The organism is Leifsonia sp. NPDC056665 (assembly GCF_042791795.1).
Lineage (GTDB): Bacteria > Actinomycetota > Actinomycetes > Actinomycetales > Microbacteriaceae > Leifsonia.
This window is the reverse complement of record NZ_JBHTXK010000001.1, coordinates 24720-49088: the sequence shown is the minus strand read 5'-3', so window position 1 is coordinate 49088 and position 24369 is coordinate 24720. Positions and strand designations below refer to the sequence as shown.

At 71.7% G+C, this 24369-nt stretch carries 20 protein-coding genes and 1 pseudogene; 12 read left to right on the top strand and 9 right to left on the bottom strand.

All coding sequences use genetic code 11. The features are described from left to right. Window positions 1–12: 12 nt before the first annotated feature. Window positions 13–456 (bottom strand): metallopeptidase family protein, encoded by a 444-nt coding sequence (locus ACFQ9V_RS00220; protein WP_382457175.1) that lies wholly within the window; start codon window positions 454–456, stop codon window positions 13–15. A 42-nt stretch (window positions 457–498) separates the two neighbouring features. Between ACFQ9V_RS00220 and ACFQ9V_RS00215 the strand changes: the two are divergent. From ACFQ9V_RS00215 to ACFQ9V_RS00200, 4 genes and pseudogenes are all read left to right on the top strand, one after another. Further along, a pseudogene (locus ACFQ9V_RS00215) lies at window positions 499–684 on the top strand (DUF3499 family protein); the annotation flags it as partial. 83 nt (window positions 685–767) lie between these two features. Then, a complete protein-coding gene (locus ACFQ9V_RS00210; RefSeq protein WP_382457174.1) occupies window positions 768–2210 on the top strand; it encodes a phosphomannomutase/phosphoglucomutase in 1443 nt (480 codons plus the stop codon). Between the two features lie 43 nt (window positions 2211–2253). Next, window positions 2254–3735 (top strand): adenosylhomocysteinase, encoded by a 1482-nt coding sequence (ahcY, locus tag ACFQ9V_RS00205; protein WP_382457173.1) that lies wholly within the window; start codon window positions 2254–2256, stop codon window positions 3733–3735. Further along, the gene (locus tag ACFQ9V_RS00200; RefSeq protein WP_382457172.1) at window positions 3735–4286 is read left to right on the top strand and encodes a GNAT family N-acetyltransferase; all 552 of its coding nucleotides are present in this window, start codon (window positions 3735–3737) and stop codon (window positions 4284–4286) included. The genes ahcY and ACFQ9V_RS00200 overlap by 1 nt, the downstream gene beginning before the upstream one ends. Window positions 4287–4307: 21 nt before the next feature. Here the strand turns inward: ACFQ9V_RS00200 and ACFQ9V_RS00195 are convergent, their stop codons facing one another. Next, window positions 4308–5210 (bottom strand): cyclase family protein, encoded by a 903-nt coding sequence (locus ACFQ9V_RS00195; RefSeq protein ID WP_382457171.1) that lies wholly within the window; start codon window positions 5208–5210, stop codon window positions 4308–4310. A 49-nt stretch (window positions 5211–5259) separates the two neighbouring features. Next, window positions 5260–6138 (bottom strand): RDD family protein, encoded by an 879-nt coding sequence (locus tag ACFQ9V_RS00190; protein ID WP_382457170.1) that lies wholly within the window; start codon window positions 6136–6138, stop codon window positions 5260–5262. Between the two features lie 17 nt (window positions 6139–6155). Between ACFQ9V_RS00190 and ACFQ9V_RS00185 the strand changes: the two genes are divergently transcribed. Next, the gene (locus ACFQ9V_RS00185; RefSeq protein WP_382457169.1) at window positions 6156–7151 is read left to right on the top strand and encodes a stage II sporulation protein M; all 996 of its coding nucleotides are present in this window, start codon (window positions 6156–6158) and stop codon (window positions 7149–7151) included. Window positions 7152–7235: 84 nt separating this feature from the next. Here ACFQ9V_RS00185 and ACFQ9V_RS00180 read toward each other — a convergent pair whose 3' ends face one another. The 5 genes from ACFQ9V_RS00180 to ACFQ9V_RS00160 are packed head-to-tail and all read right to left on the bottom strand — an operon-like array spanning window position 7236 to window position 12993. Continuing rightward, on the bottom strand, window positions 7236–8567 hold the full coding sequence (locus tag ACFQ9V_RS00180; RefSeq protein ID WP_382457168.1) for a DUF58 domain-containing protein: 1332 nt from the start codon (window positions 8565–8567) through the stop codon (window positions 7236–7238). Window positions 8568–8575: 8 nt separating this feature from the next. After that, window positions 8576–9607, bottom strand: a complete 1032-nt coding sequence (locus tag ACFQ9V_RS00175) for an AAA family ATPase (protein WP_382457167.1) — start codon at window positions 9605–9607, stop codon at window positions 8576–8578. Next, window positions 9604–10899 (bottom strand): DUF4350 domain-containing protein, encoded by a 1296-nt coding sequence (locus tag ACFQ9V_RS00170; protein ID WP_382457166.1) that lies wholly within the window; start codon window positions 10897–10899, stop codon window positions 9604–9606. Before ACFQ9V_RS00170 ends, ACFQ9V_RS00175 begins: the two co-directional genes overlap by 4 nt. A gap of 13 nt (window positions 10900–10912) precedes the next feature. Next, window positions 10913–11569, bottom strand: coding sequence for a DUF4129 domain-containing protein (locus ACFQ9V_RS00165; protein WP_382457165.1), 657 nt, complete (start codon window positions 11567–11569; stop codon window positions 10913–10915). 2 nt (window positions 11570–11571) lie between these two features. Beyond that, on the bottom strand, window positions 11572–12993 hold the full coding sequence (locus tag ACFQ9V_RS00160; protein WP_382457164.1) for a hypothetical protein: 1422 nt from the start codon (window positions 12991–12993) through the stop codon (window positions 11572–11574). Window positions 12994–13219: 226 nt separating this feature from the next. Between ACFQ9V_RS00160 and mtrA the strand changes: the two genes are divergently transcribed. The 6 genes from mtrA to secA all read left to right on the top strand — a co-directional run bounded on the left by mtrA (window position 13220) and on the right by secA (window position 22018). After that, window positions 13220–13903: an MtrAB system response regulator MtrA gene (gene mtrA / locus ACFQ9V_RS00155; RefSeq protein ID WP_179607562.1), complete on the top strand. Its 684-nt coding sequence runs from the start codon at window positions 13220–13222 to the stop codon at window positions 13901–13903. Window positions 13904–13916: 13 nt separating this feature from the next. Continuing rightward, window positions 13917–15611 carry an MtrAB system histidine kinase MtrB gene (gene mtrB, locus ACFQ9V_RS00150; protein WP_382457163.1) on the top strand — a complete coding sequence of 565 codons (1695 nt, stop codon included), beginning with the start codon at window positions 13917–13919 and terminating at the stop codon, window positions 15609–15611. Next, window positions 15608–17302 (top strand): LpqB family beta-propeller domain-containing protein, encoded by a 1695-nt coding sequence (locus ACFQ9V_RS00145; RefSeq protein ID WP_382457162.1) that lies wholly within the window; start codon window positions 15608–15610, stop codon window positions 17300–17302. The genes mtrB and ACFQ9V_RS00145 overlap by 4 nt, the downstream gene beginning before the upstream one ends. 105 nt (window positions 17303–17407) lie before the next feature. Beyond that, window positions 17408–18115 carry a ComF family protein gene (locus ACFQ9V_RS00140; protein WP_382457161.1) on the top strand — a complete coding sequence of 236 codons (708 nt, stop codon included), beginning with the start codon at window positions 17408–17410 and terminating at the stop codon, window positions 18113–18115. 165 nt (window positions 18116–18280) lie between these two features. After that, window positions 18281–18982: a ribosome hibernation-promoting factor, HPF/YfiA family gene (hpf, locus tag ACFQ9V_RS00135; RefSeq protein ID WP_370056591.1), complete on the top strand. Its 702-nt coding sequence runs from the start codon at window positions 18281–18283 to the stop codon at window positions 18980–18982. A gap of 231 nt (window positions 18983–19213) precedes the next feature. After that, complete coding sequence (gene secA, locus ACFQ9V_RS00130) at window positions 19214–22018, top strand: preprotein translocase subunit SecA (RefSeq protein ID WP_382457160.1); 2805 nt, start codon at window positions 19214–19216, stop codon at window positions 22016–22018. Window positions 22019–22098: 80 nt separating this feature from the next. On the opposite strand, the gene ACFQ9V_RS00125 is transcribed toward secA, so the two are convergent. Then, a complete protein-coding gene (locus ACFQ9V_RS00125; protein ID WP_382457159.1) occupies window positions 22099–22659 on the bottom strand; it encodes an Rv3235 family protein in 561 nt (186 codons plus the stop codon). A 154-nt stretch (window positions 22660–22813) separates the two neighbouring features. Here ACFQ9V_RS00125 and ACFQ9V_RS00120 point away from each other — a divergent pair, with 154 nt between their 5' ends. Beyond that, a complete protein-coding gene (locus ACFQ9V_RS00120; RefSeq protein ID WP_382457158.1) occupies window positions 22814–24307 on the top strand; it encodes a sensor histidine kinase in 1494 nt (497 codons plus the stop codon). The last annotated feature ends 62 nt before the right edge of the window (window positions 24308–24369 follow it).

The window sequence follows — 24369 nt, the reverse complement described above, 5'->3', positions numbered from 1 at the left end:
CCGCGGTCCGGCTCAGAAGTGCCGGAAGCGGTCGGGCGCGAGGTCCCAGGGGTCCTTGCCGAGCAACTCGGCGACGGCGCGGAAGACGCAGCCCTCGATGTACATCCGGCGGTGCAGGTCGTCGTCGCGGTGCAGCTTGGTCAGCCGCTGGATGGGCACCCGGTAGAGCACGACTCGCCTGCGAGCGTGGTCGACGTACCAGCGGTCGACGCCGTCGCTCCCGGTGTTGCCCATCGGCGTGGCCGCGACCTCGAAGTGCACGTCCGCCAGCTCCTCCGGCCAGACGCCCTTGAGGTAGTCGGCGGTGGAGGCCACGGTCATGTCGAAGAAGTCGATGCGGTTCTGCAGCATCGGCAGATGCGGCCCGGTGACCGGTCCGCGCGCGCCGCGGCCGTGACGGCTGCGCCACCGGCTGGTCGCCGGGGGGTTGCTGCTGGTGCGGCGGTTGCGGGGCATGTCGCAATCCTACGTCGGTGGGGCTCGGGTAGTCTGAGGCCGATGTTGAGCCGCCCGTGTTCCCGTGTCGCGTGTCCGCGCGACGCCGTGTCGACGCTCACGTACGTCTACGCGGACTCGATGGCGGTGCTGGGCCCGCTCAGCCTCAGCCACGAGCCCCACTCGTACGACCTGTGCGCCATCCACGCGGAACGGCTGTCGGCCCCGCAGGGCTGGCAGATCGTCCGCCACGAGGTCTTCGGCGACATCAGGTAGGGGGCAGGCAGATCGTCCGCCACGAGGTCTTCGGCGAGATCAAGTAGGGTGACCGGGTGCACACATCTGACTCGATCGACGACTACCGCGACGCCCTCTCCGCAGTGATCAAGACCTACGATGTGCGCGGGCTGGTCGGCAGCGGCCTGACCCCCGAGATCGTGACCGCGATCGCCGCCGCGTTCGTCGACGAGATCGGCGCAGCAGGGTCGGAGGTCGTGGTCGGCCACGACATGCGCGACTCCTCCCCGGAGTTCGCCGCCGCGTTCGCTCGCGGCGCGCAGGCCCGCGGCGCGGACGTCGTCTCGATCGGGCTGTGCTCCACCGACGAGTCCTACTACGCCTCCGGCGCGCTGCAGGCGCCCGCCGCGATGTTCACCGCGAGCCACAACCCCGCCACCTACAACGGCATCAAGCTCTCCCGCGCCGGCGCGCAGGGCCTCAGCTGGGACACCGGCCTCGCCGCCGTCCGCGACCGTGCGGCCGTCTACCTGGCCGAGGGGCTGGAGCCCGTCGCCGAGCCGGGTTCGTACCGCGAGCAGGACGTCCTGGCCGACTACGCCGCGTACCTGCGCGGCCTGGTCGACCTCAGCGACATCCGACCGATCACGGTCGTGGTGGACGCGGGCAACGGCATGGGCGGGCTGACCGTCCCCGCGGTGCTCGGCGAGGCCGCCGGGCTGCCCGCGCTGCCCATCGAGATCGTCCCGCTCTACTTCGAGCTTGACGGCAGCTTCCCGAACCACGAGGCGAACCCGCTGGAGCCGGCGAACCTTGTCGACCTCCAGGCGGCGGTCGTGGAGCACGGCGCCGACCTCGGCCTCGCCTTCGACGGCGACGCCGACCGTTGCTTCGTGGTGGACGAGACCGGAGGCGCGGTGTCGCCGTCCGCGGTGGCCGCGATCGTCGCCCTCCGCGAGATCGACCGCGCCCGCGCGGAGGACCCGGACGCCCCGATCACGGTCATCCACAACCTGATCACGTCCAACATCGTCCCGGAGACGATCGAGGCCGCAGGCGCGCTGCCCTACCGCACGCGCGTCGGCCACTCGCTGATCAAGGCGGCCATGCGCGAGACCGGCGCGGTCTTCGGCGGCGAGCACTCGGCGCACTACTACTTCCGCGACTTCTGGAGCGCCGACAACGGCATGCTGGCCGCGATGCACATGCTGGCCGAGTTCGGAGCGCAGGAGCGCCCGCTGTCCGAGCTGGCGGCGGCGTACACGCCGTACTCGCAGTCCGGCGAGATCAACTCGACGGTGGAGGACGTCCCCGCCGCCTATGCGCGCGTCGTGGAGGCGTTCACCGGCCGCGCCGAGTTCGACGAGCTGGACGGCCTCACCATCACCGGCTACACCGATGAGACCGAGCCGTTCTGGTGGTTCTCGGTGCGCCCGTCCAACACCGAGCCGCTGCTGCGCCTCAACGTGGAGGCGGCGGACGCCCCCACGATGACCCGCATCCGCGACGAGGTGCTGGCGCTCATCCGCGCCGAATAGCCATCCGGCTGGCGCGATGAAGAGCGCATGGGACAATATCCCCATGCCTTCCGCCGTCACTGACACGTCCCTGCCGTTCCGCGTCGCCGACCTCTCGCTCGCCGAGGCGGGCCGGCACCAGATCCGGCTCGCCGAGAACGAGATGCCCGGCCTGATGGCCCTCCGCGAGGAGTTCGGCGCCTCCCAGCCGCTCGCCGGCGCCCGCATCGCCGGCTCGCTGCACATGACCGTGCAGACCGCGGTGCTGATCGAGACCCTGGTCGCTCTCGGCGCGCAGGTGCGCTGGGCGAGCTGCAACATCTTCTCCACGCAGGACGAGGCCGCCGCGGCCATCGCGGTCGGCCCGCACGGCACCGCGCAGGCGCCCGCCGGCGTCCCCGTGTTCGCGTGGAAGGGCGAGACCCTCGACGAGTACTGGTGGTGCACCCAGCAGATCTTCGACTGGAGCGCGGAGGCCGCGGTCGCCGGCGCTGACTGGACCGGCCCCAACCTCATCCTGGACGACGGCGGCGACGCCACCCTGCTGGTCCACAAGGGCCGCGAGTTCGAGCTCGCCGGGGCCGTTCCCGCCGACGCCGAGGGCGACAGCCACGAGTACCGCGTCATCCTCGCCGCGCTGCGTGCCTCTCTGGCGACGTCGCCCGACCGCTGGACGCGTGTCGCCGACGGCATCCTCGGCGTCACCGAGGAGACCACGACCGGCGTCCACCGCCTCTACGAGCTGGCCAAGCACGGCGAGCTGCTGTTCCCTGCGATCAACGTCAACGACTCGGTCACCAAGAGCAAGTTCGACAACAAGTACGGCATCCGCCACTCGCTGCCGGACGGCCTCAACCGCGCGACCGACGTGCTCATGGGCGGCAAGGTCGCGTTCGTCGCCGGCTACGGCGACGTGGGCAAGGGCGCGGCTGAGGCCCTGCGCGGCCAGGGCGCCCGCGTCATCGTCAGCGAGGTCGACCCGATCAACGCCCTCCAGGCCGCGATGGACGGCTTCCAGGTGACCACGCTCGACTCCGTCATCGACCAGGTGGACATCGTCATCACCGGCACGGGCAACGTCAACGTCGTGACCCTCGACCACATCCTCGCGATGAAGCACCTCGCCGTCGTCGCGAACGTCGGCCACTTCGACAACGAGATCGACATGGCTTCCCTGGAGTCGCTGCGCGGCGCCGAGAAGGTCGAGATCAAGCCGCAGGTGCACGAGTGGCGGCTGCCGAACGGCCGCAGCGTCCTGGTGCTGTCCGAGGGCCGCCTGATGAACCTCGGCAACGCCACCGGCCACCCGAGCTTCGTGATGAGCAACTCGTTCGCCAACCAGGTGCTCGCCCAGCTCGAGCTCTACGTCTCGACCGAGAACTACCCGATCGGCGTCTACGTGCTGCCGAAGCACCTGGACGAGAAGGTCGCGCGCCTCCACCTGGCCGCCCTCGGCGTCAACCTGACCACCCTCACGGACGAGCAGGCCGCCTACATCGGCGTGCCGGTCGACGGCCCGTACAAAGTCGACCACTACCGCTACTGATGGCGCTCGACTTCGCAGACCGGGAGCTCCCCGGCGGCCTCGTCCTGCGCCTGCGCCGGGAGGAGGACGCCCCGGCGCTCGCCGCCGCCTACCTCCGCAACCGCGGCCACCTGGCCCCCTGGGACCCGACGCGCTCGGAGGAGTTCTTCACGGAGGCCGGGCAGCGCACCCGCACGCTGGAGCTCCTGGCGCTCCGCTCGCTGGAGACCGCTGTGCCGCTCGTGATCGTGGACGGCGACGAGATCGCCGGAGGGATGGACCTCAGCAACATCGTCCGCGGCGCCTTCCAGAGCGCGATGGTCGGCTACTGGCTCGACCGCGGCCACACCGGCCGCGGCCTGGCGTCGGTGGCGCTGACCGCCCTCCTCGACGCCGCGCGCGACGACTACGCCCTGCACCGCGTGCAGGCGGCGACCCTGCTGGCCAACCACGCGTCCCAGTCGGTCCTCACTCGCGCGGGCTTCGAGCGGATCGGTGTCGCGCCGAACTACCTGAAGATCGCCGGGCGCTGGCAGGACCACGTGCTGTTCCAGAAGATCCTGCACGACTGAGCGGGCCTCCGGGACGGCTCGTCACACCTCCGCGAACGCCCGCACCGGGAACGTCCCGAACCCCTCCACCGCCGGCGGCGCCGCCGTGAAGCGTGCGCCGCGGGCCGGGAGGTCGCCCAGCCGGGTCAGGTGCTCCACCACGTGGATGCCGTGGGCCAGCAGGATGCTGTGCGCCGGGCGCGCGCCGCCGCTCTCGGTGTCGTCGATGTTGAGGGAGTCGATGCCGACGAGCGTCACGCCCGTGTCGGCCAGGTGCTGTGCGCCGGCCTCGGTGAGGTACGGCGCGCCGGACGCGTAGGCCGGCGTCCCGAAGCGGGTGTCCCAGCCGGTGTGCAGCAGCACGGCCGTGCCCGCCAGGTCGCGGTCGTAGAACGCCGAGGCGGGGATGCCGCGCTCCGCGGCGTCCGCCAGGTGGAAGACCTCGGCGGGCAGCCCGACCAGGGTCGCGAGGTCGAGCGAGGCGAGGTCGCCGCCGTCCGCGTAGCGGTGGTTCGGACTGTCGAGGTATGTGCCCGTGTTGCCGATCATCGTGATGACATCCATCGCGAACTCGGTCCCGGGGGCGTAGCGCGCGCGGGAGTCCTCCCGGGTGAGGTGCGGTGTGATGACCGGCTCGGGCAGGCCGGGGTAGGTGACCAGCCCGGCGCGGATGCGGTGGCTGAGGTCGACGACGCGGCGCGCTGGGGCGTCCGTCCACGGCGTTTCCATCCCGCGGCTGCCGCGGTGCGGCTCGGCCACGATCCGCAGCTCCCGCAGCTCGACGGCGCCCACGAGCGCGAGGCCGAGGTGGCGGACGAAGAGCTCGGCGACCTCCGCCTCGTCGACCGACGGCGACGGCACGTCCAGGCGGAACCCCTCCGCGGTCAGGCCGCCGCCGTTGACGAACGACACGCTCGCGTCGAAGTGGGCACGGTACTCGGTCATCGGCGCTCCTGGCGTGGGGGGATCGGCCGGATCAGCGGCCGGGGACGGGTCAGCGATCGGGGAAGGAGTGCGGCAGCGCGTCGAGCACCGGCTCCAGCCGCTGCAGCCGCTCGGCCTCCAGCGCCAGCCCGGCGGCGTCCCGCTGCCTGCGGAGCACGGCGACCGCGACGAGGAACGCCTCGGCGTCGACCTGCGGCAGCGGCGACACGTACGGCGCCGCCTCGCGGGCGAGCTCGGTGCTCAGCCCGTACCTGGCCGCGGCGGTGAGCTGCGGTGCCTGCCGCACGAACTGCGCGATCCGGCGCGACAGCCGGTCGGGCAGCCTCCCGACGTCCGCGGTCTGCGCCCAGCCGGCGAGCTGCGGCGGCAGGTACAGCGTGAGCGGCTGCGGGTGCGGGACGCGCTCGAGCTGGCTGTAGGTGCCGGCCAGCAGGTCGCCGAGACGCTTGGAGCGGGAGTTGAGCAGGCCGGTCAGGGCGGCGATGCCGCCGAAAGTCAAGTAGATCTCGAGCACGCCGGCGAGGGCGCGGATGAACGCGTGGCGGAAGCCGATCGCGCCACCGTCGTCGCGCACGATGCGGGCGCCGACCGCCAGTCTGCCGAGCGAGCGGCCGCGGGTCAGCAGCTCCATCCCGGTCGGGAGGATCACCATGCCGAACACCAGGATGAGGATGATCAGCGCGCGCACCAGCGCCTGATCGAGGCCGCCGCCGGTGCCCACCAGGAGCAGGATCAGCCCGAGCATGACGAGCATCGAGAACAGCCAGTCGATGATCGTCCCGGCCGCGCGGAGGATGTAGCTGGCGGGCTTGACGTCGAGGGTGACGGCCTCGCCCGTGACCAGCTCGCGCTCGGGCGCTGGGCCCCCCGTCGAGAGGCTCGCCGTCGAAAGGCCCCCACTCGGGAGGAGGGGCGCGGATGCCGTCATGGCTATCATTCAAGCAGATGGATCTCGACGCATACACTGCCGCGCACAGCGCCGACTGGGAGAGGCTCTCCCGGCTGGCCCGCCGCCGACGCCTGGACGGCCGCGACGCCGACGAGCTGATCGACCTGTACCAGTCCGGGGCGGCCGATCTGTCGGCCATCCAGACCAGCGCGGGCTCGACCGCGGTGGGGGACCGGCTCTCGGTGACGCTCGCCTCGGCGCGACTGCGCTTCACGGGCGCCGGCTCGAACCTGTTCTCGCAGCTCCCGCGGTTCTTCGCCCTCCAGCTCCCCGCTGCGCTCTACCGGATCCGCTGGATCGTGCTCGCCGTCGCGGTCGCGACCGTCATCGTCTCCACCCTGTACGCGCTGTGGATCAGCGGCAACCCGGAGGTGCTGCGCAACCTCGGCGACGACGCGGCTCTGAAGCAGTACGTGAACCACTCGTTCGTCGACTACTACTCGAACAACCCCGCGGCGTCGTTCGCGGGCCAGGTGTGGACCAACAACGCCTGGATCGCCGCGCAGTGCATCGCGTTCGGGATCACCGGGCTGTGGGTGCCGTACGTGCTCATCCAGAACGCGGTTGGGATCGGCACGGCCGCTGGCGTCATGTTCGCCTACGGTCGCGGCGACGTGCTGTTCTCGTACATCCTGCCGCACGGCCTCCTGGAGCTCACCAGCGTGTTCGTCGCCGCCGCGGCGGGACTGCGGATCTTCTGGGCGTGGATCGCGCCGGGCGTCCGCACGCGAGGGCAGGCGCTCGCCGAGGACGGCCGCGCGCTGTTCACGGTCGCGATCGGCTGCGTGATCAGCCTGTTCGTCTCCGGCCTGATCGAGGGCTTCGTGACGCCGTCCGCGCTCCCGGTATGGCTGAAGATCGCCATCGGCGCCCTCGCGCTCGGCCTGTACCTCTTCTACATGCTGTTCGTCGGCGGCCGCGCCGTGCGCGCAGGCGAGACCGGCGACCTCACCGAGTTCGAGGCGGGCGACCGCCGCGTCGTCGCCGGCTGACGCGCGCCGCCCGGCGCCGCGATTCGTGCCGAATGTCGCGTTTCGCGGCGCCAAAGCGCACATTCGGCACGAATGTGCCCGGCGTCAGAGGCGGCCGGCGGCCTTCAGTGCGAGGTAGCGGTCGGCGAGGGCCGGCGGGAGGTCGGAGGGGGAGCCCGTGACCACCTCGCCGCCCAGGCGGCGCACCGCGGCCGAGACGCGCGCCACGTCCAGCAGCGCCCGCTCGGCGGAGGCCGCGCGGTAGACGTCCTCGCGGCGGTCGCGCTGCGTCGTCGCGGCCTCCGTGTCCGGGTCGGTCACGCTCGCCACCAGCACGAGATGCTTGCGGGTGAGCTGCGGCAGCACGGAGAGGAGGCCGCGCGAGCCTCCCGGCGCGTCGAGCGAGGTCAGCAGGACGACGAGCGAGCGCTGGCTGGTGAGCGTTCCGACCTGGGCGGGCACTGCCGACCAGTCCATCTCGATGAGCGCGGGCTCGATGCCCGCCATCGTGTCCACCATCCGGGAGAGCAGCTCGGAGCCGGCCGCTCCCTGCACACGCCCGCGGACGACGCGGTCGTACGCCACCAGGTCGACACGGTCGCCGGCCCGGGAGGCGAGCGCCGCCAGCAGCAGCGACGCCTCGAACGCGGTGTCGATGCGCGGCTCGTCGCCGATGCGCGCCGCCGAGGTGCGGGCGGTGTCGATCACCAGGACCACGCGCCGGTCGCGCTCCGGACGCCAGGTGCGGACCATCACCCGCGCGCCGCGGCCTCCGGTCGGGTCGTGCCGCCGGGCGGTCGCCCGCCAGTCGATCGAGCGCACGTCGTCGCCGCGCACGTACTCGCGCAGCGAGTCGAACTCGGTGCCCTGGCCGCGCAGCATCACGCTCGTGGTGCCGTCCAGCTCGCGGAGCCGCGCCAGCCGCGACGGCAGGTGCTTGCGGGCGTTGAACGGCGGCAGCACGCGGATCCGTCCGGGAGCGGAGAGCGTGGCCTGCCGTGCCCAGAGGCCCAGCGGCCCCCACGCTCGCACCGTGACCTGCTCCACCCGGCGCTCGCCGCGTCGCCACGGCGTCAGCGACACCACGACGCGGCGGCGCTCGCCCGGCGGGACGTTGATGGCGGTGCGCGTCGGCTCCGCCCCGGCCGACGGCTCCCACGCGTCGCGCAGCACGCCGCGCAGCGTCCGCGGGCCGGTGTTCGTCACGAAGAGCTCGCTCGCGGCCTCCGCGCCCAGGCGGACACGCGCCGGCAGCTCCCTGCTCAGCCGCAGCCGGCGCGGGGAGGCCGCCAGCGCGAGGTCGATCGCGCCCAGCACCAGGCACAGCAGTACCCAGCCGCCGAGCGCGGCGTAGGCGGGTCCTGTCGTGCCGCCGAGCAGCACGACAGGGATCGCGCCCAGCGCGAGCAGGGCGACGAAACGTCCGGACACGGTCATCGGCGGGCCTAGATCGGGACCTGGACCTGCTGCACGATCGAGCGCAGCACGGCGTCGGCGCCCACGCCCTCCAGCTCCGCCTCCGGACGGAGCTGGATGCGGTGCCGCCAGACCGGCACGAGCATCGCCTGGACGTGGTCCGGCGTGATCGAGTCGTAACCCGACAGCCACGCCCAGGACTTGGCGGCGGCGAGCAGGGCGGTCGTGCCGCGCGGGCTGACGCCGAGGCGCACCGAGGGGCTGCGGCGGGTGGCGCGGGCCAGGTCGACGATGTAGGCGAGCACGTCCGGGTTCGCGCCGACGGCGGCGGCCGCCGCCCGTGCCGACTCGAGCTGCCGGGCGTCGAGCACCGGTGTCACGCCCGCCCCGGCGAGGTCGCGCGGGTTGAAGCCGGCCGCGTGCCTGCGCAGCACCTCCACCTCGGCCTCGCGCTCCGGCACGTCGAGGGTGAGCTTGAGCAGGAACCGGTCGAGCTGGGCCTCCGGCAGGGTGTAGGTGCCCTCGTACTCGATCGGGTTCTGGGTGGCCGCGACGATGAACGGGTCGGGGAGGCGGCGGCTCACGCCGTCGACGCTGACCTGACGCTCCTCCATCGCCTCCAGCAGGGCCGACTGGGTCTTCGGCGGCGTGCGGTTGATCTCGTCCGCCAGCAGGATGTTCGTGAACACCGGGCCCTCGCGGAACACGAACCCGCCCGTCTGCGCGTCGTAGACGAGCGAGCCGGTGACGTCGCCCGGCATCAGGTCGGGCGTGAACTGGATGCGCGTGGTCGTCAGGCTCAGCGCCTCGCTGAGCGCGCGCACGAGCAGCGTCTTCGCGACGCCGGGCACACCCTCCAGGAGCACGTGGCCGCGGGCGAGCAGCGCGATGATCAGGCCGGTGACCGCGCCCTCCTGGCCGACGACGGCCTTGCCCACCTCGGCGCGCACGCGCGCCAGGGCGTGCCGCAGGTCGGAGGATGCGGGCGACGGCGACGCCGGCGGCCCGGCGCCGTCCGGTGCTGCCGAGGCCGAGTGGGAGCCGGTCGTGAGGTCGGTCATGGTTCCATTCTTCCGGTCGTTCGCCGAGTGTGCGGAGCGTGTGGAGAGTGCGGCGAGGCGGCGTCGGCCGTCGCGCGTTCGAGCTCGGCCAGCCGGTCGGAGAGCTCGACGAGCTCCCGGTCGCTGCCCGGACGCTGTTCCAGGAGCAGGTAGTGGATGCCGGCGTGGTCACGGCCGGTGATCGCGGCGACGGCGTCGGCGACCTCCTCCGTGGTTGCCACGCGCGGGAGGCCGACCTGGGCGGCCAGGCGGCCGATCGCCCCGATGCGCAGGGCGTCGGCGGCGCGGAGCCGTGCGGACGACCGCTGGTAGAGCCGCGCGCGGCCCTCCCGGGTCTCGCCGGCGCGCACGACGACGGGGAGGTGCTCGACCACCAGCGGCCCGAAGCGGCGGCCACGCCAGACGGCGGCGGCGACGAACACCAGCGTCAGCAGCAGGAGGACCGGCGTCACCCAGCCCGGTGTCAGCGTCGCGAGGTCGGCAGGTCCGGTGACCGGCCGGTCGAGCAGGCCGGGCAGGTACCAGACCAGCGTGCGGTGCTCGCCGAGGAGGCCGAGGCCGAGAGCGGCGTTGCCGAGCCGGTCGACGCCGTCGTTCATGAGGGTGGCGGCGGACCCGAGCAGGTAGACGGTGCGGCCGTCGTAGGTCGTGTGCACGAGGGACGCGCGGCCTCCCGACGCCACGAAGCAGGCGGTCGCGTCGCCGGTCGCGCGGAAGCTGCCGGGCGACGCGACGCCCTTGGTGTTGTCGGTGGGCCGGGGGTCGATCCGGACTGCGCGCTGGGCGACGGGCAGGTCGCAGCCGGCGGCGGCCGTGGAGCCGGGGTCGCCCGCCGCGTGCACGCCGGGGGCAAGGGCCTGCAGCGCGGCGAAGTCGGGCTCGACCAGCACGATGGTGCTCGCGATCGAGCTGAGCTGGTCGTAGCCCTGCCGGTCGAGGTTGCCCGCCGGGTCGTAGACGAGCACGGTGGTGTCGTCTTCCGCTGCGCGGCGCACCTCGTCGAGCGTGCCGGCGGTGCGCACAGTCACGCCCTGCTGGCCGAGCACCTGCGCGAGGGCCTTGCCGCCGGCTGGACCCGGGTTGGTGGCGCTCAGCGGGTCGCCGCCGATGCTGCGGTCGCCGTTCAGCAGCACTCCGGACAGCCCGACGATCACGGCGATGACGGCGAGGACGATCCACGGCACGGCGCGGCGCGCGGTGCGACGGACGGTGGGGGAGACCGCGGGCGCGTCAGCCGGGCCTTCCTCCGGCGCGGACGCGAGCTCGGCCTCTGGTGCGAGTGCTCCGGTCATGCCAGGGTTCCGGTCATGCCAGGGTTCCGGTCATGCGCTCGGGGGCCTCCTGGGCCGGCCGCACCCGCTGGAGCCGCCCGTCGAGGTCGAGGAGGTGCCGGTAGCCGGCCTCGGAGCCCGGCCGGTCGAGGTAGCGCACCTCGTCGAAGGTCCGGGCCGCCTGGCGCAGCTCGGCCGCCTCCGCGGGCGCGGCGCGGGAGGCCTGAGACGCGAACTCGGTCGCGGTGGTGCCTGGGCGGACCTCCACCAGGGTGCGCTCGTCGAGTGCGGCCGCGATGGCGCGGAACTGCTCCTCGATCGCGAGCGGCCAGTTCTCTTCGCGCGCGGCGTCGGCCGCCGACCGCCGCAGCTCGTCGGCCGAGCGGGCGTCGCCTGCGCCGAACAGCGCGCGCGGCGCGGGGGCCGCCCGCCGGTTGACCCTGGGCCGGCCGAACACGAGGAACGCGACCACGATGACGGCCGCGACGATCAGCACGACGACGACGAGGAGCACAGGACTGGCAGACCCGGTCGGACCGTTCAACAGCGACGCGAGCCAGTCCTGCACCGCCTTGGAGGCGATGTCGAACCAGGTCGGCTTCGCAGTCTGGTACTCCGGCTTGGCGAGCTCGTTGCGGATCCAGTCCTGCGCCTGCGGCGAGCTCGGATCGACCGGGATGTCGAGGTGCACGCTCAGGCGCCCGGCCGGCCCGCGTTCGGGGCGGTCGCGCTCGGCGCGGGCTGCGTGAACGGGTCGGGCAGCTCCTGACCGGTCTGCCTGGCCTCCACGAACCGCACGAGCTCCAGGTCGAGGCCCTCCTTGCGCATCCGCAGGTCGATGTAGATCAGGCCGAGGGCGGCGGACTGGACGACGCTGCCGATCGCGCCCACGATCGCGCCCACGATCGCCGACAGCGCGTTCACGCCGAGCTGGCTGATGATGGCCTGACTGTACGAGTTCGGGTCGGCGGTGCTGAGCGAGGTCGGCGCGAAGATGCCGCCCAGCATCCCGCCGATGATCGCGAACGGGAACGCGATGACCTGGGTCACGGCGTAGATGATCATCGCCAGCAGCACGATCACCCCGAACGTGCGCCAGAAGTAGCCGGTCGTGAGCCGCCAGGAGCGGGCGATGGCGGAGCGGAACGGGAGGCGCTCGATGACGAGCGCGCTCGGCACGATCGAGAGCTTGGTGTAGAGCCAGATGAAGACGGCCAGCAGGCCCAGGCTGCCGCCGATCCCCACCAGGACCGCTCCGATCACACCGGCCGTGCCGCCGAGCATCGCGAGGGCGATGATGATGGAGACCACGAGTGCGAGGGCGACCAGCCAGAACAGCGACCACAGGAAGGTCCAGCCGACCAGCGCGCCGAACCGGGAGCGGATGAGCTGCCAGAGCGCGCGCAGGTTCAGCTTCTCACCCAGCGTCTCGCGCGACACCTCGGCGACGATGATGCCCTGGAGCAGTGCGCCGAAGATCCCCGAGATGACGATGACGAGGACCCCGAGCACGATGCTGCCGCCGACTGCGCCGGCGGTGATGGTGCTGCGATCGGCGGCGTCCGCCGTCGCGACCCGGGAGAAGAGGAGGTAGAGGCCGCCGTAGAGGATCGCGGTGACGAGGATCGCGGGGACGCCCTGGAGCAGGAGGGCCGCGCCGACGGTGATCTTCGGGTTGCGGCGCAGCGCCTGGAACGGCGCGCCGAGCAGGTTCCCGAACGACAGCGGACGCAGCGGGATGAGCCCCGGCTTCGGCGGCGGAGCCCAGCCGGGCTGAGCGCCGGTGGCGTCGTACGGCTGCTGCCAGCCCTGCTGCTGCCAGGCCTGCTGCTGGTAGTCGTACTGCGGGTTTCCCGGCTGTTGCGGGTATCCCGGCTGCTGCGGGTAGCCCGGCTGCTGCGGGTACTCCTGCTGCGGCGGGTAGCCAGGCTGCGGCGGCTGCTGCGGGTAGCCCGGCTGCTGCGGATACCCCGGTGCGTACTCCCCGTACCGCGGCTGCTCCGGCGCAGGCCCGCCCGCCTGCTGCCCCGCAGGCGCGGAGCCGTCGGCGCCCGTGGCCTGGCCCTCCGGTTCCCCGGACTCCCCAGGTGCCCGCCAGCTCTGGTCGTCGCTCACGCCGTGCCTCTCATCCCCCGTTTGGTTGCTCCCATGCTGGCACATCCGCCGTCCCAGCGATGCCCCGTCCATAGGGCACGTGGACAAGCCGGTTCTCCACAGTCTCGACGTGCCCACAGCCCGCATCGGGCCGGCATACAAGGCTCGCGCAGCCTCCTCGACTACGCTTGACCCGTTACTGCTGCGGCCCACGCCGCCCGAGAGGGGTTCAGGGGAATCTTCGGACATGACTAGTCGCATCCTGGTGGTCGACGACGACACCGCCCTCGCCGAGATGATCGGCATCGTGCTCCGCACCGAGGGATTCGACCCCGTGTTCTGCGAGGACGGCGCGCAGGCGCTCGACATCTTCCGCGCGGCCAAGCCCGACCTCGTCCTCCTCGACCTGATGCTGCCCGGCCTCGACGGCATCGAGGTGTGCGGCCGCATCCGCGCGGAGTCCGGCACGCCGGTCATCATGCTGACCGCCAAGTCCGACACCGCGGACGTCGTCAAGGGCTTGGAGTCCGGCGCCGACGACTACATGGTCAAGCCGTTCAACCCCAAAGAGCTGGTCGCCCGCATCCGCACGCGGCTGCGCCCGGCCCCGACCAGCCCGCCCGCCGAGCAGCTCCGCGTCGGCGACCTCGTCGTCGACGTCGCCGGCCACGAGGTCCGGCGCGGCGACTCCCGCATCGCGCTCACCCCGCTCGAGTTCGACCTCCTGCTCGCCCTGGCCTCCAAGCCGCAGCAGGTGTTCACCCGCGAGATGCTGCTCGAACAGGTCTGGGGCTACCACTACAAGGCCGACACCCGGCTGGTGAACGTGCACGTCCAGCGCCTGCGCGCCAAGGTGGAGCAGGACCCGGACAACCCCAAGATCGTCATGACCGTGCGCGGGGTCGGCTACCGCGCCGGCGCGGCGACCTGACCGGGAGGCCGCGATGCGCTTCCGGTGGCCCGACAGGGAGTGGTGGCGGCAGGTGCCGTCCGAACTGTCGCGCCTCTGGAGACGCTCGCTGCAGCTCCGCACGGTCGCGATCACGCTGCTCCTGACCGGCGTCGCGATCCTCGTCACGGGCGTCTACATGGCGCTCAGCATCAGCAACGACCTCTACCAGTCGCGGCTGGACCAGGCGCTCCGCGACTCCAGCCGGGCCACCACGGCCGCGCAGTCGACGCTCAACGCTTCCGACATCTCGTCCAGCGACAGCGGCAAGAACCTGCTCAACTCCACGCTGCAGTCCGTGCAGGCCTCGACCTCCAGCCGGCTGATCGCGGCGTATCGCGTCCCCGGCCAGGACACCAGCGTGCTCGCCCCGCCCGACCGCGGCAGCCCCGCGCTCAACCCGGTGATCTCCCAGGAGCTTCGCACCGCCGTCGAGAACGGCGGGACCAAGCAGTTCTACCAGTCGGTCGCGCTGCCGGCGACGTCCGACTCCACGGATCCCGGGATCGTCGTCGGCACCCAGCTCACCCTGCCGTCGTACGGCCGCTACGAGCTCTACATCGGCTACAACCTGAGCGACTCGGAGAACACCCTGCTGTTCGTCCAGAACACGCTGCTGCTCGCCGGCCTGGCCCTCATCGTCCTCATCGGCGCGATCACCTGGCTGATCGTGCGCTTCGTCGTCGAGCCCATCCGGGTCGCCGCGCGGACCAGCGAACGGCTCGCCGCCGGCGACCTCGCGGTGCGCATCCCGGAGAAAGGCGAGGACGTCTTCGCCTCGCTGGCCCGCTCGTTCAACGGGATGGCGGACAGCATGCAGAGCCAGATCAACCAGCTCGCGACGCTCTCCCAGCTCCAGCAGCGGTTCGTGTCGGACGTGTCGCACGAGCTCCGCACGCCGCTGACCACCATCCGGCTGGCGGGTGACGTGATCTACGACCAGCGCGGCTCGTTCCCGCCCGCGACCTCCCGCACGGCCGAGCTGCTGCACACCCAGATCGAGCGGTTCGACCGGCTGCTCTCCGACCTCCTGGAGATCAGCAGGTACGACGCCGGCTCCGTCGTGCTCGACCCGGAGCCCACCAACCTGGTGCGGCTGGCGGAGGAGGTCGTCGACGAGCTGCGCACGCTCGCCGAGCAGAACGGCTCGGAACTCCGCCTGGAGGCCCCGGGCGGCTACTTCGACGTGGGCATGGACCCGCGCCGCATCCGCCGCGTCGTGCGCAACCTCATCGGCAACGCGATCGAGCACGGCGAGGGCGCTCCGGTGGTGGTCAGCGTCGACAGCAACGAGACGGCGGTCGCGCTTTCGGTCCGCGACTACGGCATCGGCATGAGCCAGCAGGACGTCAACCACGTCTTCGACCGGTTCTGGCGCGCCGACCCGTCCCGCAAACGCACGCTCGGCGGAACCGGGCTCGGCCTCGCCATCTCGCTCGAGGACGCCACCCTGCACTCGGGCTGGCTGCAGGTCTGGTCGATGCCCGCTCAGGGGTCGTGCTTCCGGCTCACCCTTCCGCGGTTCACTGGCAAGGGCATCATCGCCTCCCCGATCCCGCTGCCTCCCGTCGACGCCGGGACGAAGCCCGCGCGCACCGAGCCGCAGGCGGCCGACGACACCGGAGCGCTCGACCGCGGGGCAGGCAACCTCGATCCGGCGCCGCGGCCGGGAAGCGAGGCGCGCGCATGATCCGGAGGACGTCCCGCGGACTCGGCGCCGCCGTCGCCCTGGTGCTCGCACTGGTGCTCGCGGCGTGCGCGAGCATCCCCGACACCGGTCCTGTGCGCCAGGGCGGTCCCGTCGCGCAGGTCAACGACCAGCTCGACCTCGACTTCAACCCGTCGCCGCCCGAGAACGGCGCGACGCCGCAGCGGATCGTGCAGGGCTTCATCGACGCGGCCTCCAGCCCGAAGAACAACTTCGCGATCGCCCGGGAGTACCTCACCCGGTCGACGGCGGCCTCCTGGAACCCGGACGAGTCGGTCACCGTGGACGACGGCCGCAGCCGCACCTTCGACCACAGCGGCAACCAGTGGTCGGTCGACGTCAGCCCGGTCGCCAACGTGGACAGCGCGGGCACCTACCACCCGGTTGCGAGCAAGGCGCCGGTCGGGCTCAGCTACGAGGTGGCCAAGGAGCATGGCCAGTGGCGCATCTCGGTGGCGCCGGCCGGGGTCGTCATCGACGATCCGACCTTCCGTGCCGTGTACAGCCAGCAGACGCTCTACTTCTACAACGCGGACTCCTCCTATCTTGTGCCGGACGCCCGCTGGTTCCCCGCCCGCGTCGCGACGGCGGCCACGCGCGTGGCGAGCGCTGTCCTCGCCGGGCCGGCCAAGTGGCTGAACGGCGCCGTGACCAGCGCCTTCCCGCAGGGCACTCAGCTCGCGGTCCCCGCCGTCACGACGTCGAACGGCGTCGCGCACGTGGACCTCAGCTCGGAGGCCGGCCAGGCGAACCAGCTCCAACTGCAGAGGATGCAGCTCCAGCTCGAACAGAGCCTCGGGTCGCTGGCGTCGTCCGTCCAGCTCTCGATCGAGGGGAACCAGCAGCAGGTGCCGCCGCTGCCGGACGGGTCGGTGCCGCAGCAGGACCCGCCGGTGGACTCGCACGCCGTGGTCTACCGCGGGGAGTCGTTCGGCCTCCTCAACGGCTCGACCATCACCCCGCTGAGCGGACTCAGCGACAAGGTCGTGGCCCTGGCGCCCAGCGCCGCGACGGTGAACGCCGCGCGCGACGAGGTCGCTGTGCTGTCGCGCGGGGCCGCTGTGCTCGTGCGCAAGTCCGGCGATCCGGTGCACGTGGATATCCGGCCAGGACTCATCGCGCCCGCGCTGGACAACCAGGGCTGGCTGTGGAGCGTGCCCGCCGCGTCCCCCGACGCTCTCCAGGTCGCTGGCGCCACCGGGCAGCCGCACGCCGTGAAGGTGGACTGGCCCGGCGCCGTCGGCATCGTCGCGCTCGCCGTCTCCCGGGACGGGACGCGGGTGGTGGCGATCCTGCGCACGGCGACGGGCTACTCGGTGGTCGCCGCGGGTGTCGTCCGCGGGTCGGACGGCCTGCCGACGTCCATCACGGCGCCGATCGAGCTCACGGTCGGCGACGGCATCCCGACCTCGATCGCCTGGACAGGCGAGCTCACGGTCGTGGTGCTCAGCGCGACGAACGGCGACGCGACCGGGATCGCCGAGCAGACCATCGGCGGGACGACGTCGACCACGACGGGTCCGGCGACCGGGCGGACGATCGTCGGGGCGGGCGGCCTGTCGCGCTACCTGGTGCTCGCGGGGGACGGGACGCTGCAGGCTCCCACCGGGAGCGGATGGCAGACGCAGGCGGACAAGGTCGGCGCGGTCGCGGTGCAGCTCGGGCAGCCCTGACCGGTCCGCGACGGGCTGTCCTCCACAGCTGACGGCGGTCGGCCACTTGTCCACGGATCTCGTGGTCGCTGCCCGGCGACGTGCCGCCGCGGCGAGGCTGGATGCATGACGATCACCAACGCCTCTCTCCGCCCCGACCTCCGCCGCGACCTCCGCCCCGACCTCCGCTCGACAGTCCGCGACGCCGTCCTCGACGCGGCCGCCGTGCTGCTGCCGGTGAACTGCGCGGGATGCGCTGCACCCGACCGCTCGCTCTGCGCCGACTGCGCACGCGCCCTCACCCCCGAGGTGCGGAGCCGCACCGTACGCGGCGTCGCCGTGTGGTCGGCGCTGGACTACGACGAGGTGCCGCGGACCGTGCTCCTCGCCTACAAGGACGGCGGGCGGGTGGACGCGGCGCGCGCTCTGGCCGGTGCGCTGGCTCCGGCGCTCGCCGCAGCGGCCGGGCCGCGCGGCCGCGGCGCCGTCCCCGTCCTGATCCCGTCGACGCGCGCGGCGTGGCGGCGGCGCGGCTATCACCCGACGGGGATGGTGCTCGCGCGCACCAGGGCGCTCGCGCCTCCGCTGTGGCACGCGCTCCGGCTCACCCGGCAGACCGCCGATCAGGCGGCGCTCGGCAACGCCCAGCGCACGGACAACCGTGCGGGCAGCATGGCCGCGTCCCGGCGCCTGCGCGGCCGGAGGTGCGTGATCGTCGACGACATCGTGACCAGCGGGGCTACGATCGCGGAGGCCGCGCGGGCGATCCGTGCCGCAGGCGGCACAGTGGGCGGCGCCGCGACCATCGCCCATACGCCGCGCCGGCGACGATGACCAGTCCTGCGCGGCATCGCCCAGCGGGCGTTCAGCAGAATCGTGGAATTCACCCGCTGATCACGGTTCCGTTACGTGCGGGGGAGCACTACGGTGGTCGAAAAGGCGCGAGCGATCCGCCCTTCGTGATCCGGGCGGACATCACGCCGGATCAGGGAGGTCTTCATGGACATCAACATCGTCGGACGCAACCTGGGAATCACTGATCGCTTCCGTGAGTACGCGACGGAGAAGGCCGATAAAGTCGCGCATCTCGCCGAGCGGGCCATCTCCTTCGAGATCAAGGTCAGCAGGCACAACGAGAAGCTGGGTTCCCAGAACGGCGACGACCGGGTCGAGCTGACCCTGGTCGGACCTCGAGCCGTGGTCCGGTCCGAAGCGACCGGAACGGACAAGTACGCCGCGTTCGACATCGCGCTCGGGAAGCTTCTCGAACGTGTCAGGAGGGCCAAGGACAGGCGCAAGGTGCATCGCGGGCAGCATCGGCCGACCTCGCTGCGCGAGGCGAGCACCGACGGCTTCAGCGCGGTCGGGCTCGCGGCGGCCCCCGTGTCGGTGCTCGACCAGGTGCGCACCGGTAATGTCCCCGTGGTCTCCGACGAGACGGCGGAGGTGGGGGAGACCGAGGAGGAGTACAGCCCGGTCGTGATCCGCCAGAAGGTCTTCGCGAGCATCCCGATGACCGTCGACGACGCCCTCTATTACATGGAGCTCGTCGGCCACGACTTCTACCTGTTCGTGGATCAGGAGACCAAGCGGCCGAGCGTCGTCTACCGCCGCAAGGGCTGGGACTACGGCGTGATTGCCCTCGACGACGATGCCGAGGAGCTGCAGGAGGTCGCGACCGCCAGCCGCAAGCTCGGCTGACCCGAGTCGCAAGCGCGCCGATGGTGTGCGCCCAGGCGGCGCACGCCATCGGCCTCTCGCTTCCCGGCACGTCCCGTTCACCGGTCTCGCAGTGCCCTCCCAGGGACCTTGGGACGTGCTCCGGGGAGGACCAAGTACGATGTTCTCTATCGTCGGCGGAGTATGCCGTGCGGCGTGCGCCCGCCGTGGCGCGGGCATCACCGGCCCGATCGATCAAAATGGAGTGCATCAGTGGCCTCAGTTCTTGAAAAGGTTCTCCGCGTAGGCGAGGGACGCACCCTCCGGCGCCTGGAGGCGTATGCGAAGGCGGTCAACGCTCTCGAGGACGACTTCAGCGAGCTGACCGACGACGAGCTCATGCACGAGACCGTCGAGCTGCGCGAGCGCTACAGCAACGGCGAGTCGCTGGACGACCTCCTCCCCGAGGCGTTCGCAGCCGTGCGCGAGGCGTCCAAGCGGACGCTCGGCATGCGCCACTTCGACGTGCAGATCATGGGCGGCGCCGCGCTCCACCTAGGCAACATCGCCGAGATGAAGACCGGTGAGGGCAAGACGCTGGTGGCGACCACCGCGGCCTACCTCAACGCGATCACGAGCCGGGGCGTGCACGTCATCACGGTCAACGACTACCTGGCGAGCTACCAGTCCGAGCTGATGGGCCGCGTCTTCCGCGCCCTCGGCATGACGACCGGGGTGATCCTCTCCGGCCAGACGCCCGAAGAGCGCCGCGAGATGTACGCCGCGGACATCACCTACGGCACGAACAACGAGTTCGGCTTCGACTACCTGCGCGACAACATGGCGTGGCAGGCGAGCGACATGGTCCAGCGCGGCCACTTCTTCGCGATCGTGGACGAGGTCGACTCGATCCTGATCGACGAGGCGCGCACCCCGCTCATCATCTCGGGCCCGTCCTCCGGCGAGGCCAACCGCTGGTTCAACGAGTTCGCGAGCCTCGCCACCCGCCTGACCGCCGACGTCGACTACGAGGTGGACGAGAAGAAGCGCACGGTCGGCGTGCTGGAGCCGGGCATCGAGAAGGTCGAGGACTACCTCGGCATCGACAACCTGTACGAGTCGGCGAACACCCCGCTCATCTCCTTCCTCAACAACGCGATCAAGGCCAACGCCCTGTTCAAGCGCGACAAGGACTATGTCGTGATGAACGGCGAGGTGCTCATCGTCGACGAGCACACCGGCCGCATCCTGGTCGGCCGCCGCTACAACGAGGGCATCCACCAGGCCATCGAGGCCAAGGAGGGCGTGGAGGTCAAGGCCGAGAACCAGACCCTCGCCACGGTCACGCTGCAGAACTACTTCCGCCTCTACAAGAAGCTGTCCGGCATGACCGGTACGGCCGAGACCGAGGCCGCCGAGTTCATGAGCACCTACAAGCTCGGCGTCGTCCCGATCCCGACGAACAAGCCGATGCAGCGCAAGGACCAGCCCGACCTCGTCTACAAGAACGAGAAGGCGAAGTTCGACCAGGTCGTCGAGGACATCGCCAAGCGGTACGAGAAGGGCCAGCCGGTCCTCGTCGGCACGACGAGCGTCGAGAAGAGCGAGTACCTCTCCCGCCTGCTCGCCAAGAAGGGCGTGCGTCACGAGGTCCTGAACGCCAAGAACCACGCGCGCGAGGCCGCGATCGTCGCCCAGGCCGGACGCCTCGGCTCCGTCACCGTCGCCACGAACATGGCCGGCCGCGGTACCGACATCATGCTCGGCGGCAACGCCGAGTTCATCGCCGTCGCCGAGATGAACTCCCGCGGGCTCTCGCCGGTCGAGACGCCGGACGAATACGAGGAGGCCTGGGAGGGCGTCTTCGGCGACGTGAAGGCGAAGGTCTCCGAGGAGGCCGAGAAGGTCATCGACGCCGGCGGCCTGTATGTGCTCGGCACCGAGCGCCACGAGTCGCGCCGCATCGACAACCAGCTCCGCGGTCGCTCCGGCCGCCAGGGCGACCCGGGCGAGAGCCGCTTCTACCTGTCGCTGACCGACGACCTGATGCGCCTGTTCAACGCGGGCGCCGCCGAGAGCCTGATGGGCCGCACCAGCGTCCCGGACGACATGGCCATCGAATCGAAGGTCGTCAGCCGCGCCATCCGCAGCGCGCAGTCGCAGGTGGAGGCGCGCAACGCCGAGATCCGCAAGAACGTCCTCAAGTACGACGATGTCCTCAACCGTCAGCGCGAGGCGATCTACAGCGACCGCCGCCACATCCTGGAGGGCGACGACCTGCACGAGCGCGTGCAGAAGTTCCTCACCGACGTGGTGGACGACATCCTCGACCAGCACACCGGCGAGGGCAGCGGCGACGACTGGGACTTCGACGCGCTGTGGGCCGAGCTCAAGACGCTCTACCCGGTCGGGGTCTCGATCGACGAGGTCATCGCCGAGGCGGGCAACAAGGGCCGCATCAACCGCGACTTCATGCGCCGCGAGATCATGTCCGACTCCAAGATCGCGTACCAGAAGCGCGAGGAGTCGATCGGCTCCCCGGCGATGCGCGAGCTGGAGCGCCGCGTGGTGCTCTCGGTCATCGACCGCCGCTGGCGCGACCACCTCTACGAGATGGACTACCTCAAGGACGGCATCGGCCTGCGGGCGATGGCGCAGCGCGACCCGCTGGTCGAGTACCAGCGCGAGGGCTACGCCATGTTCCAGCAGATGATGGGCGCGATCCGCGAGGAGACGGTCGGCTTCCTGTTCAACCTCGAGGTGGAGGTCAACCAGGCCCCCGACGAGATCGCGCCTGCTGTGGCCGCGAAGGGCCTGAACCGCGCAGAGTCGGAAGCCCCCCTCAGCTACTCGGCTCCTGGCGAGCAGGGCGACGTCGAGGTGCGCAACCAGCGCGGCCAGCTCGAGAAGGCGGCGACGGACCGTGCTCAGCGCCAGCAGCGCCAGGCGGCTCCCGCCCAGGCGGCGCCGCCGGCCCAGGCCGCGTCGCAGCGCGGCGCGTTCGGCCAGCGCGTGGAGGACGGGGACGAGGCTCCCGTCAACCGCGCGGAGCGCCGGGCCCAGGCCAAGAAGCGCTGACCTTCACGCGCTGAGCAGGCTCCCGGACGGCGGAGCGGTCGATGACCGCTCCGCCGTTCGTCGTCCGCGGCGCCGGCCGGTTACAGCACCGTGATCGCGGTGGCGCGCCAGCGCATCCGGTGCCGCTCCAGCCGCAGCGCCACCGCCCTGGACCGCGACGGCTGGTGGATCATCACGACCGCCTCCACGACCGAGTCGCCGAGCCGGTTGAGCAGCGGCTCGCCGACGCGCACGCGGGGCCGCTTGACCTCGTCGCCCGTGACCGCCCTGGAGCGGGCGGCGATGACGGTGCGGCGCAGGAGCTGGATGAAGACGGAGTCGCTGACCCAGCGGCCGAGCTGATCGAGCGGACGCGCGCCTGCCAGGATCTCGATGACGCAGAGTGCGAGCTTCGCGCAGAGGAGGCGGGCATCCTCGCCGATGCCCGAGTCCGTCCGCAGGCCGTCGCCGGAGGCCTGGAGCTCGGCGTCGAGCGTCCGCGGCTCGAAGGGCGCCACGTCCGGTGGTGGACCCGGCACGGGCGGCGCCACGACCCGCGACGGCGGCACGAGCCGGAGCGGTGGCCGGGCCGCGTTCGGCCGCTCGACCGCGGGCCTTTCGAGGACGGGCCTTTCGAGGACGGGGGAGAGAAGTGCGTTCATGCTGGTGGTGCTCGATTCTTTCTCGTCGACGGTGTTCGTCGGGGCGTGGTGAACACTCAATCAGCGCGCCTCGCGGGTGGTCCAGGGCCTGAACGCGGGTGTGGACAACCGGGGCCGCGCGGGCTGTCTCGCGCAGGCTGTCTATAGTGGGGGAGTGTCGACGCTCAGTGATCTCGTCAATGCCCAAGGTCGTTCCTCCGAGGCGGACGTGGAGTGGCTCCACAGCCTGGTCGGCGACTGGCAGCTCCTCGCCGACCTGGCCTTCGCCGACATCGTGCTGTGGGTGCCGACGTCGGACGACGACTTCGTCGCCGTGGCGCACGCACGGCCGTCGAGCGCCGCGACGCTGTTCTACCGCGACTTCGTCGGCCAGCGGATCAAGCCCGAGTGGCGTCAGCAGGTCACCGACGCGTACCGGACCAAGCAGATCATCGACACCTCCGCCCCGGACTGGTACGAGGAGACCCCGACGCGCGTACGCGCGGTCCCGGTGATCCGCCGGCTCAGCGTCCACTCGCCGCAGACGGCGGACGAGCCCGTCGCCGTCATCACCCGGCACACCAACCTCAGCGAGGCGCGCACCCCCAGCCGCCAGGAGCTGACCTTCAACGACTGCGCGAACGACCTGTTCGCCATGATCGCGACGGGCGACTTCCCCGACCTGGGCGCTCCCGCCGCTCCGCGCCGTGGCGCCCCGCGCGCGGCCGACGGACTGATCCGGCTCGACGAGACCGGCATCACGACCTTCGCCAGCCCGAACGCGCTGAGCGCCTTCAACCGGATGGGCTTCACGGGTGAGCTGGAAGGCGAGTCGCTGGCGACGGTCACGACGAAGCTGCTCGCCGGCAGCCTCACGTCGGACGAGTCGCTCCCGCTGGTCGTCACCGGCCGGGCGCCGTGGCGCACCGACATCGAGGCGCGCGGCGTGACCGTGTCGCTGCGCACCATCCCGATCCGCAACCGCGGGGAGCGCGTCGGCGCGATCGTGCTGTGCCGCGACGTGTCCGAGCAGCGGCACCAGGAGCGCGAGCTCATCACCAAGGACGCGACGATCCGTGAGATCCACCACCGGGTGAAGAACAACCTCCAGACGGTCGCCTCGCTGCTGCGCATCCAGGCGCGGCGCACCCACTCGGAGGAGGCCAGGGAGGCGCTCAGCCAGGCCATGCGCCGCGTCGCCGCGATCGCGGTCGTGCACGACACGCTCTCGACGGGCCTCGCCCAGATCGTGGACTTCGACGACGTGTTCGACCGGGTGCTGCTGCTGGTGGCGGAGGTCGCCGCCAGCCACACGACGACGGTGCACCCGAAGAAGTCGGGCACGTTCGGATCGCTGCCGAGCGAGTACGCGACTCCGCTGGCGCTGGCGCTGACGGAGCTGGTCACCAACGCCGTCGAGCACGGCCTCGCGGGCCGTGAGGGCCAGGTGGAGATCGTGGCCGACCGCACAGAGGAGTCGCTGAGCGTGAAGGTCGTCGACAACGGCTCCGGGCTCCCGGAGGGCAAGGTCGGCTCAGGGCTGGGCACGCAGATCGTTCGCACGCTCATCCAGGGCGAGCTCGGCGGCGCCATCGACTGGCACACCATGATGGGCCAGGGCACCGAGGTCACCATCGAGGTCCCCCTCCGCTACCTCACCACCGTCTGACCACCCAGCCCTGCGCCGAGGGGCGCTTCCGGACGGTGACGTCTGCTAGGTGTTCGGAAGCG